This window comes from Chelativorans composti, from assembly GCF_039541695.1.
In the GTDB taxonomy this organism is placed as follows: Bacteria; Pseudomonadota; Alphaproteobacteria; order Rhizobiales; family Rhizobiaceae; genus Chelativorans; species Chelativorans composti.
The window spans coordinates 228,496-243,383 of sequence record NZ_BAABGS010000021.1 but is presented as its reverse complement, the minus strand read 5'-3'; the positions used below and the strand labels follow the sequence as shown (position 1 = coordinate 243,383).

Sequence of the window (14,888 nt, the reverse complement as noted above, 5' to 3'; positions counted from 1 at the left end):
GTTGATTTTCCCGGCCGATTGGATCATGTGATACGCGACTTTTTCACAGGCGCACGACAATGGCAAAAATCTTCATCGACGGCGAACACGGCACCACCGGCCTTCAGATCCGCTCACGGCTCGAGGGACGCAGCGACATCGAACTGATCTCGATTCCCGTCGAGCGCCGGAAAGACCCCGCCGCCCGCGCCGAATATCTCAACGCCGCCGACATCGCGATCCTATGCCTGCCGGACGATGCGGCGCGCGAGAGCGTCTCCCTGGTCGAGAACGGCAGCACGCGCATCATCGACGCCTCGACAGCCCACCGCACCGCTGAGGGCTGGGTGTACGGCTTCCCAGAGATGGACAGGGAGCAGGCCAAGATCATCGCCAAGGCGCGCTTCGTCGCCAATCCCGGCTGCTGGCCGCAGGGTCCGATCGCCATGCTGCGCCCACTGATCACGGCGGGCCTGCTGCCGGCCGATTTCCCCGTCACCATCAACGGCATCTCCGGCTACACGGGCGGCGGCCGTTCGATGATCGAGGATTACGAGGCCAAGGGCGAAGATGCTCCGGAGTACCTGCCCTATGCGCTGACGCTCAACCACAAGCATCTGCCGGAAATCCGCAAGTATGCGAAGCTCGGGCTGGATCCGCTGATGCAGCCGGTGGTTGGCAATTTCGCGCAGGGGATGATCACCATGGTGCCGCTGCAGCTCGGACACCTGCTTCGCGTGCCGAAGGGCGCTGAGATCTACGAGGCGATCGCCGACCACTTCGCCTCGCTGGAAGACAGCGTCGTGGATGTGGCGCCGTTCGAGGCCATCGACCGCTCACCGGAGATCCAGCCGGAGGTGTTCAACAACACCAACCGGATGCGGCTTCATGTCTTCGCCAACGACAAGCGGGCGCAGGCGCTGCTGATCGCCGTCTATGACAACCTCGGCAAGGGAGCCTCGGGCGCGGCCGTCCAGAACCTTGACCTGATGCTGAAGGGGTGAACGCCCGGCCCGTAGGGAGGTCACAGAAAAAGCCGCACTCGAAAGAGCGCGGCTTTTTCCATGGGCAGTGTTGCCTGAGATTTGCCCGGTCACCGTTCAGTACAAACTCACACCGGCTCGAAGGGAACGTCGATCTCGACCTTCTGCTCCAGCCACTCCGGAACCGGAAGCTGCTTGGTGCGCAGGAAGGTCGGGTTGAACAGCTTCGACTGGTAACGGGTTCCATAGTCACAGAGCATGGTCACGATCGTGTGACCGGGGCCGAGATCCTTGGCCAGCCGGATGGCTCCGGCGACATTGACGCCCGTCGAGCCCCCGAGGCAGAGCCCCTCTTCCTGGACCAGCCTGAAGATGATGGGCAGCGCCTCGCTATCCGGGATCTGGTAGGCGAAGTCGGGGCGGAAGCCCTCGAGGTTCGCGGTAATGCGGCCCTGGCCGATCCCCTCGGTGATGGAGTCGCCCTCCGACTTCAGCTCGCCGGTCGTGTAGTAGCTGTAGAGCGCGGCGCCACGCGGATCGGCAAGGCCGATCTTGATGTCCTTGTTGAATTCGCGCAGGCCCGCGGCAACGCCTGCCAGCGTGCCGCCGCTGCCGACGGAGGCAACGAAGCCGTGGATCTTGCCGCCCGTCTGCTCCCAAATCTCGCGGGCCGTGGTGACACGGTGCCCCTCGCGGTTGGCAACGTTGTCGAACTGGTTGGCCCAGATCGCCCCGTTGGGATCGGTCTTCGCGAGCTGCTCGGCGAGGCGGCCGGACAGGCGCACGTAATTGTTCGGATTGCGGTACGGAACCGCGGGAACCTCAATCAGCTCGGCGCCCAGCAGGCGAAGGGCATCCTTCTTCTCCTGACTCTGGGTCTCGGGGATCACGATCGTCGTGCGGTAGCCCAGGGCCTTGGCGACCAGCGTGAGGCCGATGCCGGTGTTGCCCGCGGTTCCCTCGACGATGCGGCCTCCCGGCTGCAGGAGCCCGCGGCGCTCCGCGTCACGGATGATGAAGAGAGCGGCGCGGTCCTTGATGGACTGACCGGGGTTAATGAATTCGGCCTTGCCGTAGATCTCGCACCCCGTTTCTTCCGAAGCGCGTTTCAGTCTGATGAGCGGCGTGTTGCCAATAGCTTCCAGTACAGACGAATACATGGGAAATCCTCTTTTGCCCGAACACTAGAAAGAGGCCCCCCTGCTGGCAAGGTTGGGGTTTCTTCGGCGCGTCGATTTCTGGCATTAAAATTCGATAATCGACGTCATTTGAAAATTATTTTTCACCATCATCCCGGGCATGTCGGCTCCGGCGCAAAATCTTATCGCACCGGCGCCGCATCCTCGGAGAAGAGGTAGAACAACAGCCCCACGATCATCATCACCGCGAGGGACAGGAAAACGACCTGATAGCCCCATGCCGGATCACCCGGAACGGCTGCGGCCGCGTAGATGCCGGCGGTGATGAACTGCGCCACTCCCACGCCGCCGATCGAGAAGAAGTTGAGAAGCGTCGAGCCGCGGCCGATCAGGTGGGAGGGCATGAACGCCTTGCCATGGGCAAGGAGAACGCCATAGCCACTGCCGCAAAAGCCGATCACGACCAGCGCCGAGATCAGGTGGAACATCGGGGCTTCCGGCTCCATCGTCAGCCAGAGGAGCACGGCGATGGTGACGATGGAACTCCAGACCAGGATCCACTTGCGGGTGCGGAAAATGGTGTCGAGCGGGCCGTAGGCGAACGAGCCCACCACAAGAGCGATCGCCATGTAGAGGGCGATCTGGCCGATCTCGACGGGGTCGGCGTGATAGACGTCATGCAGATACGGTCCCATCCACAGGCCGCGGATCGTCTGGGAGGCAATGGTAATGACCAGTGCCATAGGGATGATGAAGAGGATCGAGCGCGTCCGCAGCAGTTCGACATAACCGCGAATAAAGCCATCGGTCGACGGGGCCTGCTCCCGCGGAGGTTCCTTCACGAACAGGTAGATCAGAAGCGCACAGGCCAGGGTGACGACGGCAAAGCCAATCATCACCGCGCGCCAGCCCCAGTATTCCGCCGCGGCAGCAAGCGGCGACGTGCCGATGATGCTGCCCACCAGTCCGAGCCCCATGAAGGACGAGGTGAGCGTCGCCAGCCGCTTCGGCGGATAGAGCTTGGCAAAGATGAACACGGAGGCCATCAGCACCGGCGCGCAGCCCATGCCGATCAGTGCCATGGCGACGATCACGGCCCAGGGGCTCGATGCCACGGCAAGCAGAAGAGCGCCTGCCGTTCCGCAGAGGCCGAGCAGCGCAGCCGTCGTGATCCGCGGCCCGATGCGGTCGAGAGCCATGCCGACCGCGAATTGCATGAGGGCGAACACAATGAACCACGTACCCGACGCCATCGAGAGTTCGGCGTTGGTGGCATTCAGCTCCTGAGAAAGAACGGGGGTCAGCACGGCCAGGAAAGAGCGATAGAACTGCGACAGCATGTAGGCTGCCGTAAGCGCAACAATCCCGACCATCGACTCACCTCCCCTGAGATCGAACGGCGGTACTTTAGTTTGCCGGCGGCAGAGGTCCAGTTGTTTGTATGAGATGATAATTTCCGGCCCGGAGCTGGCCGAGAATCGGGAAACAGGAAGGCAGCCGACGGCACCGCACAGGGCCCTGCCTGTCCCGGATAAGTTGGGATGGCCGGTTCGGAAAGCGGCATGCTCGTTGCGGGGGGACGGTCATGCGGAGTCTGCACAGAGGAACTGGAATATGGCAACGCCGCCCGGAGGGCCGGACGGCGCTGGAACTTCTCGAAGTTCCCCGCCATGTGACGGGATCGAAGTCGTTACGGGGTCAGGCGGCGCGGGTGTCGCGTCGCTGATCCTGGTTGGCCGGACGGCGATTGCGACGGCGCTGGCGCGGCTTTCCTGCCGCCTGCCGGTCCTCGCGGGCGTGAACCGCGTGCGGGCGGCTGTCGCGCCCCCTGCCCTGCTCCGCCGTTTCGGCCTTTCGCGCGACCGGGGCGGAACGGGCATTGCCGGCCCCGCGCGAAGCCGGAGCACGGGTCCCGTGCTCGGCCGCCGGAACACCGGTCACGTCGCGGGTGACGGCGAGCTTCTGGCGAATCAGCCGTTCCACCTGGCGCAGACGGCTCATCTCGGCCGGATCGCACAGGGTGATGGCCTCGCCGGAGGCGCCGTTGCGGCCGGTGCGGCCAATGCGGTGGACGTAGCTTTCCGCCTCATCCGGCAGGTCGTAGTTGACCACGTGGCTGATGCCGGGCACGTCGATGCCGCGCGCGGCGATGTCGGTCGCCACCAGAACGCGGGCCCTGCCGGTGCGGAAATCGTTCAACGCGCGCTGGCGCGCGTTCTGGGACTTGTTGCCGTGGATCACGGCGGCAGCGAACCCGTCGCGTTCGAGGTCGCGGGCCACGCGGTCGGCGCCGTGCTTGGTGCGCGCGAAGACGATCACCTGCTTCATGGCATCGCCGGAAAGAAGCTCGGCAAGAACGCCGCGCTTCTGCTTGACGCGCGCCATGATGACGCTCTGGCGGATCTCCGCGGCGGTGGTGCCCTGACGGGCTACCTCGACGCGAACCGGATGCTTGAGCAGGCTGGCCGCCAGGGACTCGATCTCCCTCGGCATGGTGGCCGAAAAGAGCTGCGTCTGGCGGTCGGGATGGGTCGCCTTCGCGATGCGGCGGACCTCATGAATGAAGCCCATGTCGAGCATGCGGTCGGCCTCGTCCAGCACCAGATAGCGGGTCTCGGACAGGGTGACAGCTCCTTCCTGCATCAGGTCGGCAAGACGTCCGGGCGTGGCTATCAGCACGTCGACGCCCTGGGCGAGACGGCGGACCTGGCCGCCGCGCGACACACCACCCAGAACCAGCGCGGTGAAAATGCGCGACCCCCTGGACAGAGCGCGGATCACGTCCTCGATCTGGACCGCGAGCTCGCGGGTCGGTGCGAGGATGAGAGCCTTGGCCGTGCGCGGCTTGTTGCGGGCGCCTTCACGAATGATGCGGGCGAGGATCGGCAGCGCAAAGGCGGCCGTCTTGCCGGAGCCAGTCTGGGCGAGGCCCAGAATGTCGCGGCCCTCCAGAGCGTGGGGAATTGCCTCGGCCTGGATCGGCTTCGGCTCGGTCATGCCGGCGCTTTCGAGCGCCTTCAGCAGCATGCCGGAAATGCCAAGGGTGGCGAACCCGGTGCGAGCTGCTTCGATTGTATTCGTCAAAATGGTCTCTTTCTTGCGCGTGCGACAATGCACGCTGCTGGTGCGGCGGGGCGCAACCCGCCAAACGGATTTTTCTTCTGAAACGACAAGGCGGCGGGTCATCCCGCACGGCTGCGCTGTCGCGGCTGCGGCCCTTCCGCAACCTTTTCCCGGACTCGAAGGCCGCGGGAGGCAAGCGCAACCAGTCCCATTGCGGAGAAAGCCGGACAGCCGGCCCATGCGCCTGACGCACATATGGGCCAGAGGGAAGCAAATAGCAAACGATTTATTTCAGCAGCGGAATCTTTCTCAGCATCTCGCCAAGCTTCAAAACCGTCCGCCAGTTGCGCGCCGTGGCGGCAAGTCCCAGCGTAGGCTCGATCTTCTGGGCGAAAAGAGACGTTCCCATGCCGTCCGGCGTATGAAGGTAGAGTGTCCTGCCCCTCACGGCGAAACGCTCTGTCCCTTTGGCCCTCGCCTTCAGACGCGCAACCGCCTCCGGCTCGGGCTCACGCTCCAGCGTGTAAAGGTGGAGCTTCGTAGGCTCAGCCTCCGCCTTGACGAACGGGTTCGCCTCGATCGAGGCGGTCCAATCAGCGAGCGAGCGGACAAAGACGTGCTTGTCAAAGCCCATGCAGGCGCGGACGATAGCCGTCACGTGCTCGGCCACCTCGCCCTCTGCCATGGGGGACGCAAGGACCGCATTGCCGGAGTTGATATAGGTCGAGACATGGCGGAAGCCGCCTTCTTCCAGATGGGCGCGCAGCTCCCTTACCGGCAGTAGCGTGGCACCGCCGACGCCTCGGAACAGAACGACATAGGCCACCTCACCCATATGGCTGCCTTCCTCAGATCAGCAGGCTGAAGATCGTCTCGTTGTCAGTGATATCCTGATAAGCCCAGCCGGACTCGTCAAAACGCTTGATCAGGCCCTTGAAGTTCCTCGCATCCTTGGTCTCGATGCCGATCAGCACCGAGCCGAAGTTGCGGGCGGACTTTTTCAGGTACTCGAAGCGGGTGATGTCGTCCTCCGGTCCGAGCAGGCCGAGGAAGTCGCGCAAAGCGCCGGGACGCTGCGGGAAACGGAAGATGAAGTATTTCTTCTTGCCCTCGAAGCGAAGCGCCCTTTCCTTCACGTCAGGCAGGCGCTCGAAGTCGAAGTTGCCCCCGGAAATCAGGCAGACCACCGTGCGGCCCTTGATGCTGGCGCGCGGCAGCGTCTTCAACACGTCAATGGACATGGCGCCGGCGGGCTCCAGCACCACGCCCTCGATGTTGAGCATGTCGATGATGGCGGAACAGATGCTGTTCTCCGGAACCAGATGTACCGACTCGGCGGGGAAGGATTTCAGGCGGCGGAAGGGCTCCTTGCCGATTTCGGCCACCGCCGCTCCATCGACAAACGTGTCGACCAGCGGCAGCCGGATGCGACGGCCGGCCTCGAGGCTGCGGGCCAGGCTCGGCGCGCCCGCGGGCTCGACAAAGAGAAATTCGCACCCTGCTCCAACCTCCCTGAGATAGGAAGTGACGCCGGAAGCCAGGCCGCCTCCGCCCACCGGCAGGATGATCAGCGCGCCGTCCAGGCGGTCGCCCAGCTGCTGGACGAGCTCGAGGCCGATGGTCGCCTGCCCCTCGATGATGTCCTCATGATCGAAAGGCGGAACCATGAGGGCGGTTGTCGAGGCAGCGAAGACTTCCGCCGCGCGGTTGCAGTCGTCGAAGAAGTCGCCGACCAGACGGACCTCGATATACTCACCGCCGAAAAGCCGCGTCTTGTCGATCTTCTGCTGCGGGGTGGTGACCGGCATGAAGACGACGCCCTTCTTGCGGAAATGGCGGCAGGCATAGGCGAAGCCCTGGGCATGGTTGCCGGCGGAGGCGCAGACGAAGCTTTCGACACCCTGGTCCGCCTCCAGCGCCCTGCGGATGAAGGTGAAGGCGCCGCGCAGCTTGTAGGACCGCACGGGCGTCAGATCCTCGCGCTTGAGGTAGATGTGCGCGCCCGTCTTTCGCGAAAGATATGCGTTATGCTGGAGGGGTGTCGGCGGAAACAATGCGCCCAGGGCCTCTTCGGCCTTCTTCACGCGCTCAACAAAAGCGTTCATTCCTGCGGTCCTTGTCACGCAACGGCTGGATTATCGCGCTGATTTCAGTCACACCCTTGCTATCGCATATTGTGCTGCGTGACGCGAATCTCGTCTTCGACCGATCGCGCACATCAATGTTGAAGCGCCCTGGAGGACCTGCCTGTGCAGTACACGGCTGTTCGCGCCGCGATCCACATAGCTTCGATCTTCGCACTTTACCTGTCCGTGGCGATGCTGTTTCCGTCCGCAGTCGACCTCTATTACGGGAATGACGACTGGCGGGTCTTCGCGGTCTCCGCCTTCTTCAGCGGCGGGCTCGCGGCAGGCGTGGCGCTGGCCACCCAAGGGTCGAGGCCGGTGCTGTCGACGCGCTTCGGCTTCATACTGGTAAGCCTGTTGTGGTTTACGTCCTGCGTGGTCGGAGCCGTGCCGCTGATCGCCTCCTCTCTCGACCTGCGGGTGGCGGACGCATTCTTTGAAGCGGTCTCTGCCGTCACCAGCACCGGTTCAACGGTGCTCGTCGGGCTGGATCTCATGCCCCCTGGAATCCTGCTGTGGCGCTCGCTGCTGCAATGGGTGGGCGGCCTCGGCGTGATCGCCCTCGGCCTGTTCATCCTGCCCTTCCTCAACGTGGGCGGCGTCTCGTACTTCAAGATCGAGTCGACCCATGTCGAGGACCAGCCCTTTGACCGCTTCTCGATCTTCGTCCGGTCGCTCATCAGTATCTATGTGATGCTGACCTTCCTGTGCGCCATGGCCTTCACCTTCGCCGGCATGCGCCTGTTCGACGCACTCAACCACGCCATGACCACGCTCTCCACAGGCGGCTTCTCCACGCACGACGCGTCGATGAGCTTCTACAACGACCACCCGACGATCCTGTGGATCACCACCATCTTCATGTTCATCGGCGGACTGCCCTTTCCGGTGCTGATCCTCTTCCTGGTGAAGGGCCGCGCCGACGCGCTCAAGGATCCGCAGATCAGGGTCTACGCGACCTACATCCTGCTGTTCGTTATTCTGGGCGCAATCTACCTGCAACTCTCCACCGACCGCTCGTTCGCCAGCGCCATCACGCATTCGGCCTTCAACTTTGTGTCCATCATCACGACGACCGGGTTCTTCACCGAAGACTACGGCGAATGGGGCTCGCTCGGCGTGGCTGCCGCATTTCTGGCGATGTTCCTCGGCGGCTGCTCCGGCTCCACGGCCGGCGGCATCAAGGCCTACCGCTTCCTGATCCTCTACGAACTCCTGCGCAACGGCCTCAGGCGGCTGGTCTACCCGAATTCCATCCAGATCGTCCGCTACGGCGACCGGCCGGTGGAGGAAGATCTACAGCGGGCGGTAGTGCTGTTTCTGGCCGCATTCCTCATGGTGTGGGCGGCGATCATCCTGCTGCTCGCCGCCACCGGGATCGATCTCGTCACCGCGGTCACGTCAGCTCTGACGGCCATTACCAACGTCGGTCCGGCGCTCGGAACCATGGTCGGGCCGGACGACAGTTTCGCAAGCTTCAGCGACGTGGCGAAGTTCATCATGGCCTTCGCCATGCTGCTCGGACGTCTCGAGATCCTGTCCGTGCTCGTGATCTTCACGCCAATGTTCTGGCGGCGCTAAAGAGAATACGGAATACGGCCGCAGGCGTCACGACCGTTCTGAGGGCCCCAGACGGGGCCGGGGCAGCTCTCCCCTCATGTCGATCCTGCCGAAACATGAGGGGAAGTCTGGCACCAACCGGGAGAACACCATCGACCGGTATCATGGTTCGACGCCCTCATGGTTCGAGAGGCTTGCCATGAGGCCGGTCGGTTGTATGGCCGTCAGCCCTTCTGCTTCATCGGCTCGAACAGCGAGCGATAGCGATGGGGCTGGCTTCGCAGGTACTGAGGCGCAGCCTGCACCGTCGCGCCGAGATGGGCCGCCGCGTGCCACGGCCAGCGCGGATCGTAGAGGATGGTGCGCGCAATGCCGATCATGTCGGCATCGCCGGTGCCGATGATTGCCTCCGCCTGCTCGTAATCGGTGATCAGGCCCACCGCCACCACGGGCATGCTGGTGGCCTGCTTCACAGCACGGGCGAGCGGGACCTGATAGTTCGGGCCGACCCAGAACTGCTGGCGCGGATCCAGACCGCCGCTCGACACGTGGATGGCGTCGCAGCCGCGCGCCTCCAGCGCCTTTGCATATTCGAGGGTCTGCTCGATATCCCAGCCGCCTTCCACCCAATCGGTGCCGGAGACACGCACAGTAACCGGCCGGTCTGCCGAGAAGGCGTCACGCACAGCGTCAAACACCTCCAGCGGGAAGCGCATGCGGTTTTCGAGGCTGCCGCCATATTCGTCGTCACGCCGGTTGGACAGGGGCGACAGGAACTGGTGCAGAAGATAGCCGTGGGCGCTGTGGATTTGAATGGCGTCAATGCCGAGACGAGCTGCGCGGCGGGCCGCATCGGCAAAGGCGTTGCGCACGCGGGCAAGACCATCCCTGTCCAGCGCCACCGGCGGGTTGTCCCCCTCCTTGAAGGCCAGCGCGGAGGCGGAGACCGTCTGCCAGCCGTTCGGATGATTCGGCGCAAGCTGGTGACCGCCAAGCCACGGCTTCTCGGTGGAAGCCTTGCGTCCGGCATGGGCCAGCTGGATGACGATCGGCATGTCCGACCAGCGGCGGATGGAGTCCAGAACACGGCCCATCGCCGCTTCGGTCGCATCATCCCAGAGGCCGACGTCGCCATAAGTGATGCGGCCCTCCGGAACCACGGCGGTCGCCTCGATGGTGAGGGCGCCCGCGCCGGAGAGCGCGAGGTTGCCGTAGTGAATGGTGTGCCAGTCGGTCATGCAGCCGTTCTCGGCCGAATACTGGCACATCGGCGCAATGACGATGCGGTTGGCCAGCTTCAGCTTGCCAATCTCGATCGGAGTGAACAGACGTGGTGATGTCATGAGAGCTCTCTCGAAGATGAATGCCTGAGGTGACCGGACAAGCGGGTGGGGACAGACGACGGGCCAGCCTGCGGACTGTCCCCGATCAGGTGCGGGCTTGCCGGAACGGAAGCCCCCCTGTCCGGCTCGAGTCGTCCAAGCATCGGACAAAACCGGGGAGCGATCCAGATCTCCGTTTGCGCCAGACTACCGTAGGCGGCAAAGGCGTTTCCCCCGAGGGCTGCCGGACCGTTCCGGCTTTCCATTGAAGCACGAAAACGGTCGGGGGCATTGTTCTGGCGCAATTCGGGCGGAGCTCCCGTGACCAACCCATCCGTGCCGGATCAGACGAACAGATCGACCTTCTGGAAGGTGGTAACGTCGATCAGGCCGATGTCGGAGATGCGCAGCTCGGGGATCACCACCAGCGCCAGCAGCGAGTGCTGCATGTAGGCGTTGTTGAGCGTGCAGCCCATTTCGCGCATGGCCTCCGTTAGGCGCGAGGCCTTCTCGGCCACGATCTCCGCCCGCTCGGCGGACATGAGACCGGCAATCGGCAGCTCGACCAGAGCAAGCTCCCTGCCCTCCGAAATCAGGACCACGCCGCCGCCCACTTCGTTGAGGCGGTTGGCCGCAATCGCCATGTCACGCTTGTTGGTGCCGACCACCAGCATGTGGTGGGAATCGTGCGCGACGGTGGAGGCCAGCGCACAATCCTTCGTGTACCCGAAGCCGGAAACGAAGGCGTTGACCACCGTGCCGGTGCCGCGATGGCGCTCGACCAGCGCGATCTGGCAGATGTCGTTCCCGCGGTCCATGGTGACGAGGCCGTTCTCGACCTTGAGCTCGGCAACACTCGCGCGCGTCGGGGCCTGATTCTCGATGATGTTGATGACGCGCGCCCGGACGCTGTTGGCGCCCTCGGGAGCGGCAATGTCGAAGTCCTCGGGCGACAGCGACTTGCCAAGTTTCACCGTGTTCTTGGCGCTCGCCGGATAGTCCCACGCGGGGATGTCGGCGACGAGCCTGCCGTCGCGGGCGAGCAGGCGGCCGCGGGCGTAGACCTCGTCGATTGCCATCGTGGCAAGGTCGGAGACGATCAGTACGTCGGCGCGACGACCGGGGGCAATCGAGCCCAGCTCGCGCGCAAGGCCGAAATGCTCGGCCGTATTGATGGTCGCCATCTGGATCGCGGTCACCGGCTTCAGCCCCTGGGCGATCGCATGCCGGACGACGCGGTCCATATGGCCATCGTTCACCAGCGTGCCGGAGTGGCTGTCGTCGGTGCAGAGGATGAAGTTGCGCGGGTCGAGCCCCTCCTCCGTGATCGCCTTGACCTGGGTGGCCACGTCATACCAGGCCGAGCCCAGGCGCAGCATGGCCTTCATGCCCTGGCGGACGCGGGCGATGGCGTCCTCCATACGGGTGCCCTCGTGGTCGTCCTCCGGGCCGCCGGCGACATAGCCGTGGAAGGCAAGCCCGAGATCCGGCGAAGCGTAGTGACCTCCGATGGTCTTGCCGGCTTTCATGGAGGCGGCGATCTCTCCCACCATGGTGGGATCGTTCATGGCCACGCCCGGGAAGTTCATCACCTCGCCGAGGCCGATGATGTTCGGCCAGGTCATGGCCTCGGCCACGTCGTCCGCACCAAGGATAGCGCCGGCATTCTCCAGTCCGGGTGCTGAGGGCACGCAGGAGGGCATCTGGACATAGACGTTGACGGGCTGCGCCATGGCCTCGTCGTGCATCAGGCGTACACCCTCCATGCCAAGCACGTTGGCGATCTCGTGCGGATCGATGAACATGCTGGTCGTACCGTGGGGAATAACGGCGCGGCAGAACTCGGTGACTGTCACCATGCCGCTTTCGACGTGCATGTGCGCGTCGCACAGGCCAGGCACGAGATAGCGTCCGCCAGCGTCGACGACCTCGGTGTTCTCGCCGATCGTGTGGCTCGCATCCGGCCCGCAATAGGCAAAGCGGCCCGCCACGATGGCAAGGTCCGTGTTTGGAATGATCTCGCCCGAATGCACGTTGACCCAGCGGCCGTTGCGGATCACCAGATCCGCCGTGGCACGGCCCATTGCCACATCCACCAGAAGCGGCATGACCTCGTGACGGGGTTTCAGGGCCGTTGAATTCTTTTCTGTCTTTATCGTCATGATCCTTACCAGTCGCAGTGATCCCATGCCGCCTCGCCCGACCCGGGCCGGTCGCCAACCCCGGCAGCATAGTCACCCATCAAAACAGTATTCGTACCATTGAAGCGGTTTTTGCGAACCGGGCAAGCCCCAAATGACCCGGTCCCCCTCCCCTGGGCACAAGTCCGTGTGAGCGCGTCAGACGGTTGTCGCCGCTGCGCGGACGTGCAAAAAATGCCCAGAGGAGGAGACTATGATTGTGGGCAACATTGATCTCGATGCCTGCTTCGATCTCGGCGCCTACTTCCGCCGCATCGGATTTTCGGGAACGCCGGAACCCACGCTGGAGACGCTGAAGACGCTGCATCTTCTGCATCCGCTCGCGATTCCCTTCGAGAACCTCGACTCATTGCTGGGTCGGCCGGTGCGGCTGGACCTCGCCTCGCTGCAGGCCAAGCTGGTCGGATCCCGGCGCGGTGGATACTGCTACGAGCATAACACCCTCTTCATGCACGTGCTGACAGCCCTCGGTTTCCGGGTCACCGGTCTAGCGGCCCGCGTGATGTGGAACTATCCGGCGGGCGAGGTCAGACCGCGCACGCACATGCTGCTGCGGATTGAAATGGACGGAGCGGTCTGGATTGCCGACGTGGGCTTCGGGGGCATCACGCTCACCGCGCCGCTGCGGCTCGAAGGAGGGACGGAGCAGCCGACGCCGCACGAGACGTTCCGGCTCGAGCGGGCGGGCGGCTACTGGATCCTGCTGGCACGCATCGGCAATGACTGGCGGGCGGTCTACCGGTTCGACCTCGACGAACACCGGCTCGCCGATTACGAGATCACCAACTACTACCTTTCGACGCACCCGCAGTCGGCCTTCGTCAATGCACTGATGGCGGCCAGGCCAGTGCCCGGCGGGCGCCATGCGCTGCTCAACCGCCGGCTCAACCGGCATGGGGAGAACGCGTCCCAGCAGGAATTCACCTCGCCCGCAGAAGTGCGGGCCGTGCTGCAGGACGTCTTCGGCATCGACGTCCCGCCCGGCCTTGAGGAGGCAATGGAGCGCAAGGGACTGTGAAGGGTTGCCCGGCCAATGCCGGGCGGGGCTCCGTTTCGCAGCCCATTCCTACCACTTCCTGGACAGACAGGACGGAATCGAAGGCCGCGCCACCTCGCGATGGAGGGGACCTACTTCTTCCCCGCCGCGTTGGTCTTCTCTTCCTTTTCCCGCGCAAGGCGCTCGCGCAGGGCCTTGCCGCGGCCTTCCAGATTCACCTGGCGTCCGCGGGCGACGGCGAGCGCATCGTCGGGAACGTCCTTGGTGACGACGCTGCCCGAGCCCACATAGGCACCTGCCCCGATCGTCACCGGCGCGACGAGCGAGGAATTGGAACCAACAAAGGCGCCCGGGCCGATCACCGTTCGGTGCTTGTTGAAGCCGTCATAGTTGCAGGTGATGGTGCCCGCGCCGATGTTGGCCTTGGTGCCCACGGTGGTGTCGCCGATGTAGGACAGGTGGTTGACCTTGGCGCCCACCTCGACCACGGACTTCTTGACCTCGACGAAGTTGCCTATCTTGGCCTTGTTCTGGATCTCCGCTCCCGGGCGCAGGCGGGCGTAGGGCCCGATCTCGGCACCGGCGGAAATCGTCGCCTGCTCGAAATGGCAGAAGGCATGGATGGTGACGCCCGCGCCCACCTTCACGCCGGGACCGAAGAAGACGTTGGGCTCAATTACCGTATCGGGACCGATCTCGGTATCGAAGGACAGAAACACCGTCTCGGGCGCGATCATGGTCACGCCCTCGCGCATGAGTTGCTCGCGCCGGCGGCCCTGCCAGATCGCCTCGGCCTGCGCAAGCTCCACGCGGTTGTTAACGCCCAGCGCGTTCTCGAAGGACGCTTCGACGGCGCGGACGGCGAGGCCCTGCCGAACGGCGATTTCCACGATGTCCGTCAGATAATATTCGCCCTTGGCGTTTTCGTTGCCGACCTGGTCGAGCAGCGCCAGCGCGTGGCGGCCTGCAATCGCCATGATGCCGCCGTTGCAAAAGCGGATCCGGCGCTCGTCGTCGGTGCAGTCCTTCTCCTCGCGGATGGCGACGAGGCTGCCATCCTTCTCGATAAGGCGGCCATAACCGGTGGGATTTTCCGTGCGGAAGCCCATGACGGCGACCGCGGCGCCTTGCGCCAGGGCGGCGCGCATGGCCAGCAGCGCATCCGCGTCGATGAGCGGCGTATCGCCGAACATCACCAGGACGTCGTCATGGCCGCGCGCAATGGCCTCGCGGGCCGCAAGCACCGCATTGGCCGTGCCGAGCTGCTTCTCCTGCACGAAAAAGGAAAGCGCCCCGGTGCCATACCGCTTTTCGATCGCAGCGCGGACAGTCTCGGCGCCGTGGCCGATCACCACGGAAAGCGCGTCTGAACCCGCCGCGCGCGCGGCGTTGATGACATGCGCCACCATTTCCAGGCCGGCAACCCTGTGCAGCACCTTGGGAAGGCTGCTCTTCATGCGCGTTCCCTCGCCCGCGGCCAGGATGATGGAAAGGCAGGTTCTCGACGTCATGGATATT

The 14,888-nt window shown here is 64.2% G+C and carries 11 protein-coding genes; 3 read left to right on the top strand and 8 right to left on the bottom strand.

Annotated features, from left to right (window positions below):
- The first annotated feature begins 59 nt into the window (after nt 1-59).
- Nucleotides 60-983 (top strand): N-acetyl-gamma-glutamyl-phosphate reductase, encoded by a 924-nt coding sequence (gene argC, locus ABD906_RS09580; protein WP_165278498.1) that lies wholly within the window; start codon nt 60-62, stop codon nt 981-983.
- A gap of 107 nt (nt 984-1,090) precedes the next feature.
- Here the strand turns inward: argC and ABD906_RS09575 are convergent, their stop codons facing one another.
- The 5 genes from ABD906_RS09575 to ilvA form a co-directional block, all read right to left on the bottom strand.
- Complete coding sequence (locus ABD906_RS09575) at nt 1,091-2,122, bottom strand: cysteine synthase A (RefSeq protein WP_165278499.1); 1,032 nt, start codon at nt 2,120-2,122, stop codon at nt 1,091-1,093.
- Between the two features lie 161 nt (nt 2,123-2,283).
- Complete coding sequence (locus tag ABD906_RS09570) at nt 2,284-3,474, bottom strand: MFS transporter (RefSeq protein ID WP_165278500.1); 1,191 nt, start codon at nt 3,472-3,474, stop codon at nt 2,284-2,286.
- A 325-nt stretch (nt 3,475-3,799) separates the two neighbouring features.
- Nucleotides 3,800-5,404, bottom strand: coding sequence for a DEAD/DEAH box helicase (locus ABD906_RS09565; RefSeq protein ID WP_417282018.1), 1,605 nt, complete (start codon nt 5,402-5,404; stop codon nt 3,800-3,802).
- 46 nt (nt 5,405-5,450) lie between these two features.
- Nucleotides 5,451-5,999: a DUF1697 domain-containing protein gene (locus ABD906_RS09560; RefSeq protein WP_345099213.1), complete on the bottom strand. Its 549-nt coding sequence runs from the start codon at nt 5,997-5,999 to the stop codon at nt 5,451-5,453.
- A 13-nt stretch (nt 6,000-6,012) separates the two neighbouring features.
- The gene (ilvA, locus tag ABD906_RS09555; RefSeq protein WP_345099212.1) at nt 6,013-7,269 is read right to left on the bottom strand and encodes a threonine ammonia-lyase IlvA; all 1,257 of its coding nucleotides are present in this window, start codon (nt 7,267-7,269) and stop codon (nt 6,013-6,015) included.
- Nucleotides 7,270-7,413: 144 nt separating this feature from the next.
- Between ilvA and ABD906_RS09550 the strand changes: the two genes are divergently transcribed.
- The gene (locus ABD906_RS09550) at nt 7,414-8,871 is read left to right on the top strand and encodes a TrkH family potassium uptake protein (RefSeq protein WP_345099211.1); all 1,458 of its coding nucleotides are present in this window, start codon (nt 7,414-7,416) and stop codon (nt 8,869-8,871) included.
- 203 nt (nt 8,872-9,074) lie between these two features.
- Here the strand turns inward: ABD906_RS09550 and ABD906_RS09545 are convergent, their stop codons facing one another.
- On the bottom strand, nt 9,075-10,193 hold the full coding sequence (locus ABD906_RS09545; RefSeq protein WP_165278505.1) for an oxidoreductase: 1,119 nt from the start codon (nt 10,191-10,193) through the stop codon (nt 9,075-9,077).
- Nucleotides 10,194-10,516: 323 nt separating this feature from the next.
- Nucleotides 10,517-12,334, bottom strand: coding sequence for an adenine deaminase (gene ade, locus ABD906_RS09540; RefSeq protein ID WP_345099210.1), 1,818 nt, complete (start codon nt 12,332-12,334; stop codon nt 10,517-10,519).
- Nucleotides 12,335-12,566: 232 nt separating this feature from the next.
- Here ade and ABD906_RS09535 point away from each other — a divergent pair, with 232 nt between their 5' ends.
- Nucleotides 12,567-13,391, top strand: a complete 825-nt coding sequence (locus ABD906_RS09535; protein WP_345099209.1) for an arylamine N-acetyltransferase family protein — start codon at nt 12,567-12,569, stop codon at nt 13,389-13,391.
- Nucleotides 13,392-13,501: 110 nt separating this feature from the next.
- Here the strand turns inward: ABD906_RS09535 and glmU are convergent, their stop codons facing one another.
- The gene (glmU, locus tag ABD906_RS09530; protein ID WP_165278508.1) at nt 13,502-14,881 is read right to left on the bottom strand and encodes a bifunctional UDP-N-acetylglucosamine diphosphorylase/glucosamine-1-phosphate N-acetyltransferase GlmU; all 1,380 of its coding nucleotides are present in this window, start codon (nt 14,879-14,881) and stop codon (nt 13,502-13,504) included.
- Nucleotides 14,882-14,888 lie beyond the last annotated feature (7 nt).

Excerpts from the sequence above, each read along its gene's own strand:
- ABD906_RS09560 (WP_345099213.1), bottom strand. The coding sequence starts at position 5,999 with ATGGGTGAGGTGGCCTATGTCGTTCTGTTCCGAGGCGTCGGCGGTGCC.
- ABD906_RS09565 (WP_417282018.1), bottom strand. The coding sequence starts at position 5,404 with ATGGGCCGGCTGTCCGGCTTTCTCCGCAATGGGACTGGTTGCGCTTGC.
- ABD906_RS09545 (WP_165278505.1), bottom strand. The coding sequence starts at position 10,193 with ATGACATCACCACGTCTGTTCACTCCGATCGAGATTGGCAAGCTGAAG.
- ABD906_RS09575 (WP_165278499.1), bottom strand. The coding sequence starts at position 2,122 with ATGTATTCGTCTGTACTGGAAGCTATTGGCAACACGCCGCTCATCAGA.
- ABD906_RS09570 (WP_165278500.1), bottom strand. The coding sequence starts at position 3,474 with ATGGTCGGGATTGTTGCGCTTACGGCAGCCTACATGCTGTCGCAGTTC.
- argC (WP_165278498.1), top strand. The coding sequence starts at position 60 with ATGGCAAAAATCTTCATCGACGGCGAACACGGCACCACCGGCCTTCAG.
- ade (WP_345099210.1), bottom strand. The coding sequence starts at position 12,334 with ATGACGATAAAGACAGAAAAGAATTCAACGGCCCTGAAACCCCGTCAC.
- ilvA (WP_345099212.1), bottom strand. The coding sequence starts at position 7,269 with ATGAACGCTTTTGTTGAGCGCGTGAAGAAGGCCGAAGAGGCCCTGGGC.
- glmU (WP_165278508.1), bottom strand. The coding sequence starts at position 14,881 with ATGACGTCGAGAACCTGCCTTTCCATCATCCTGGCCGCGGGCGAGGGA.
- ABD906_RS09535 (WP_345099209.1), top strand. The coding sequence starts at position 12,567 with ATGATTGTGGGCAACATTGATCTCGATGCCTGCTTCGATCTCGGCGCC.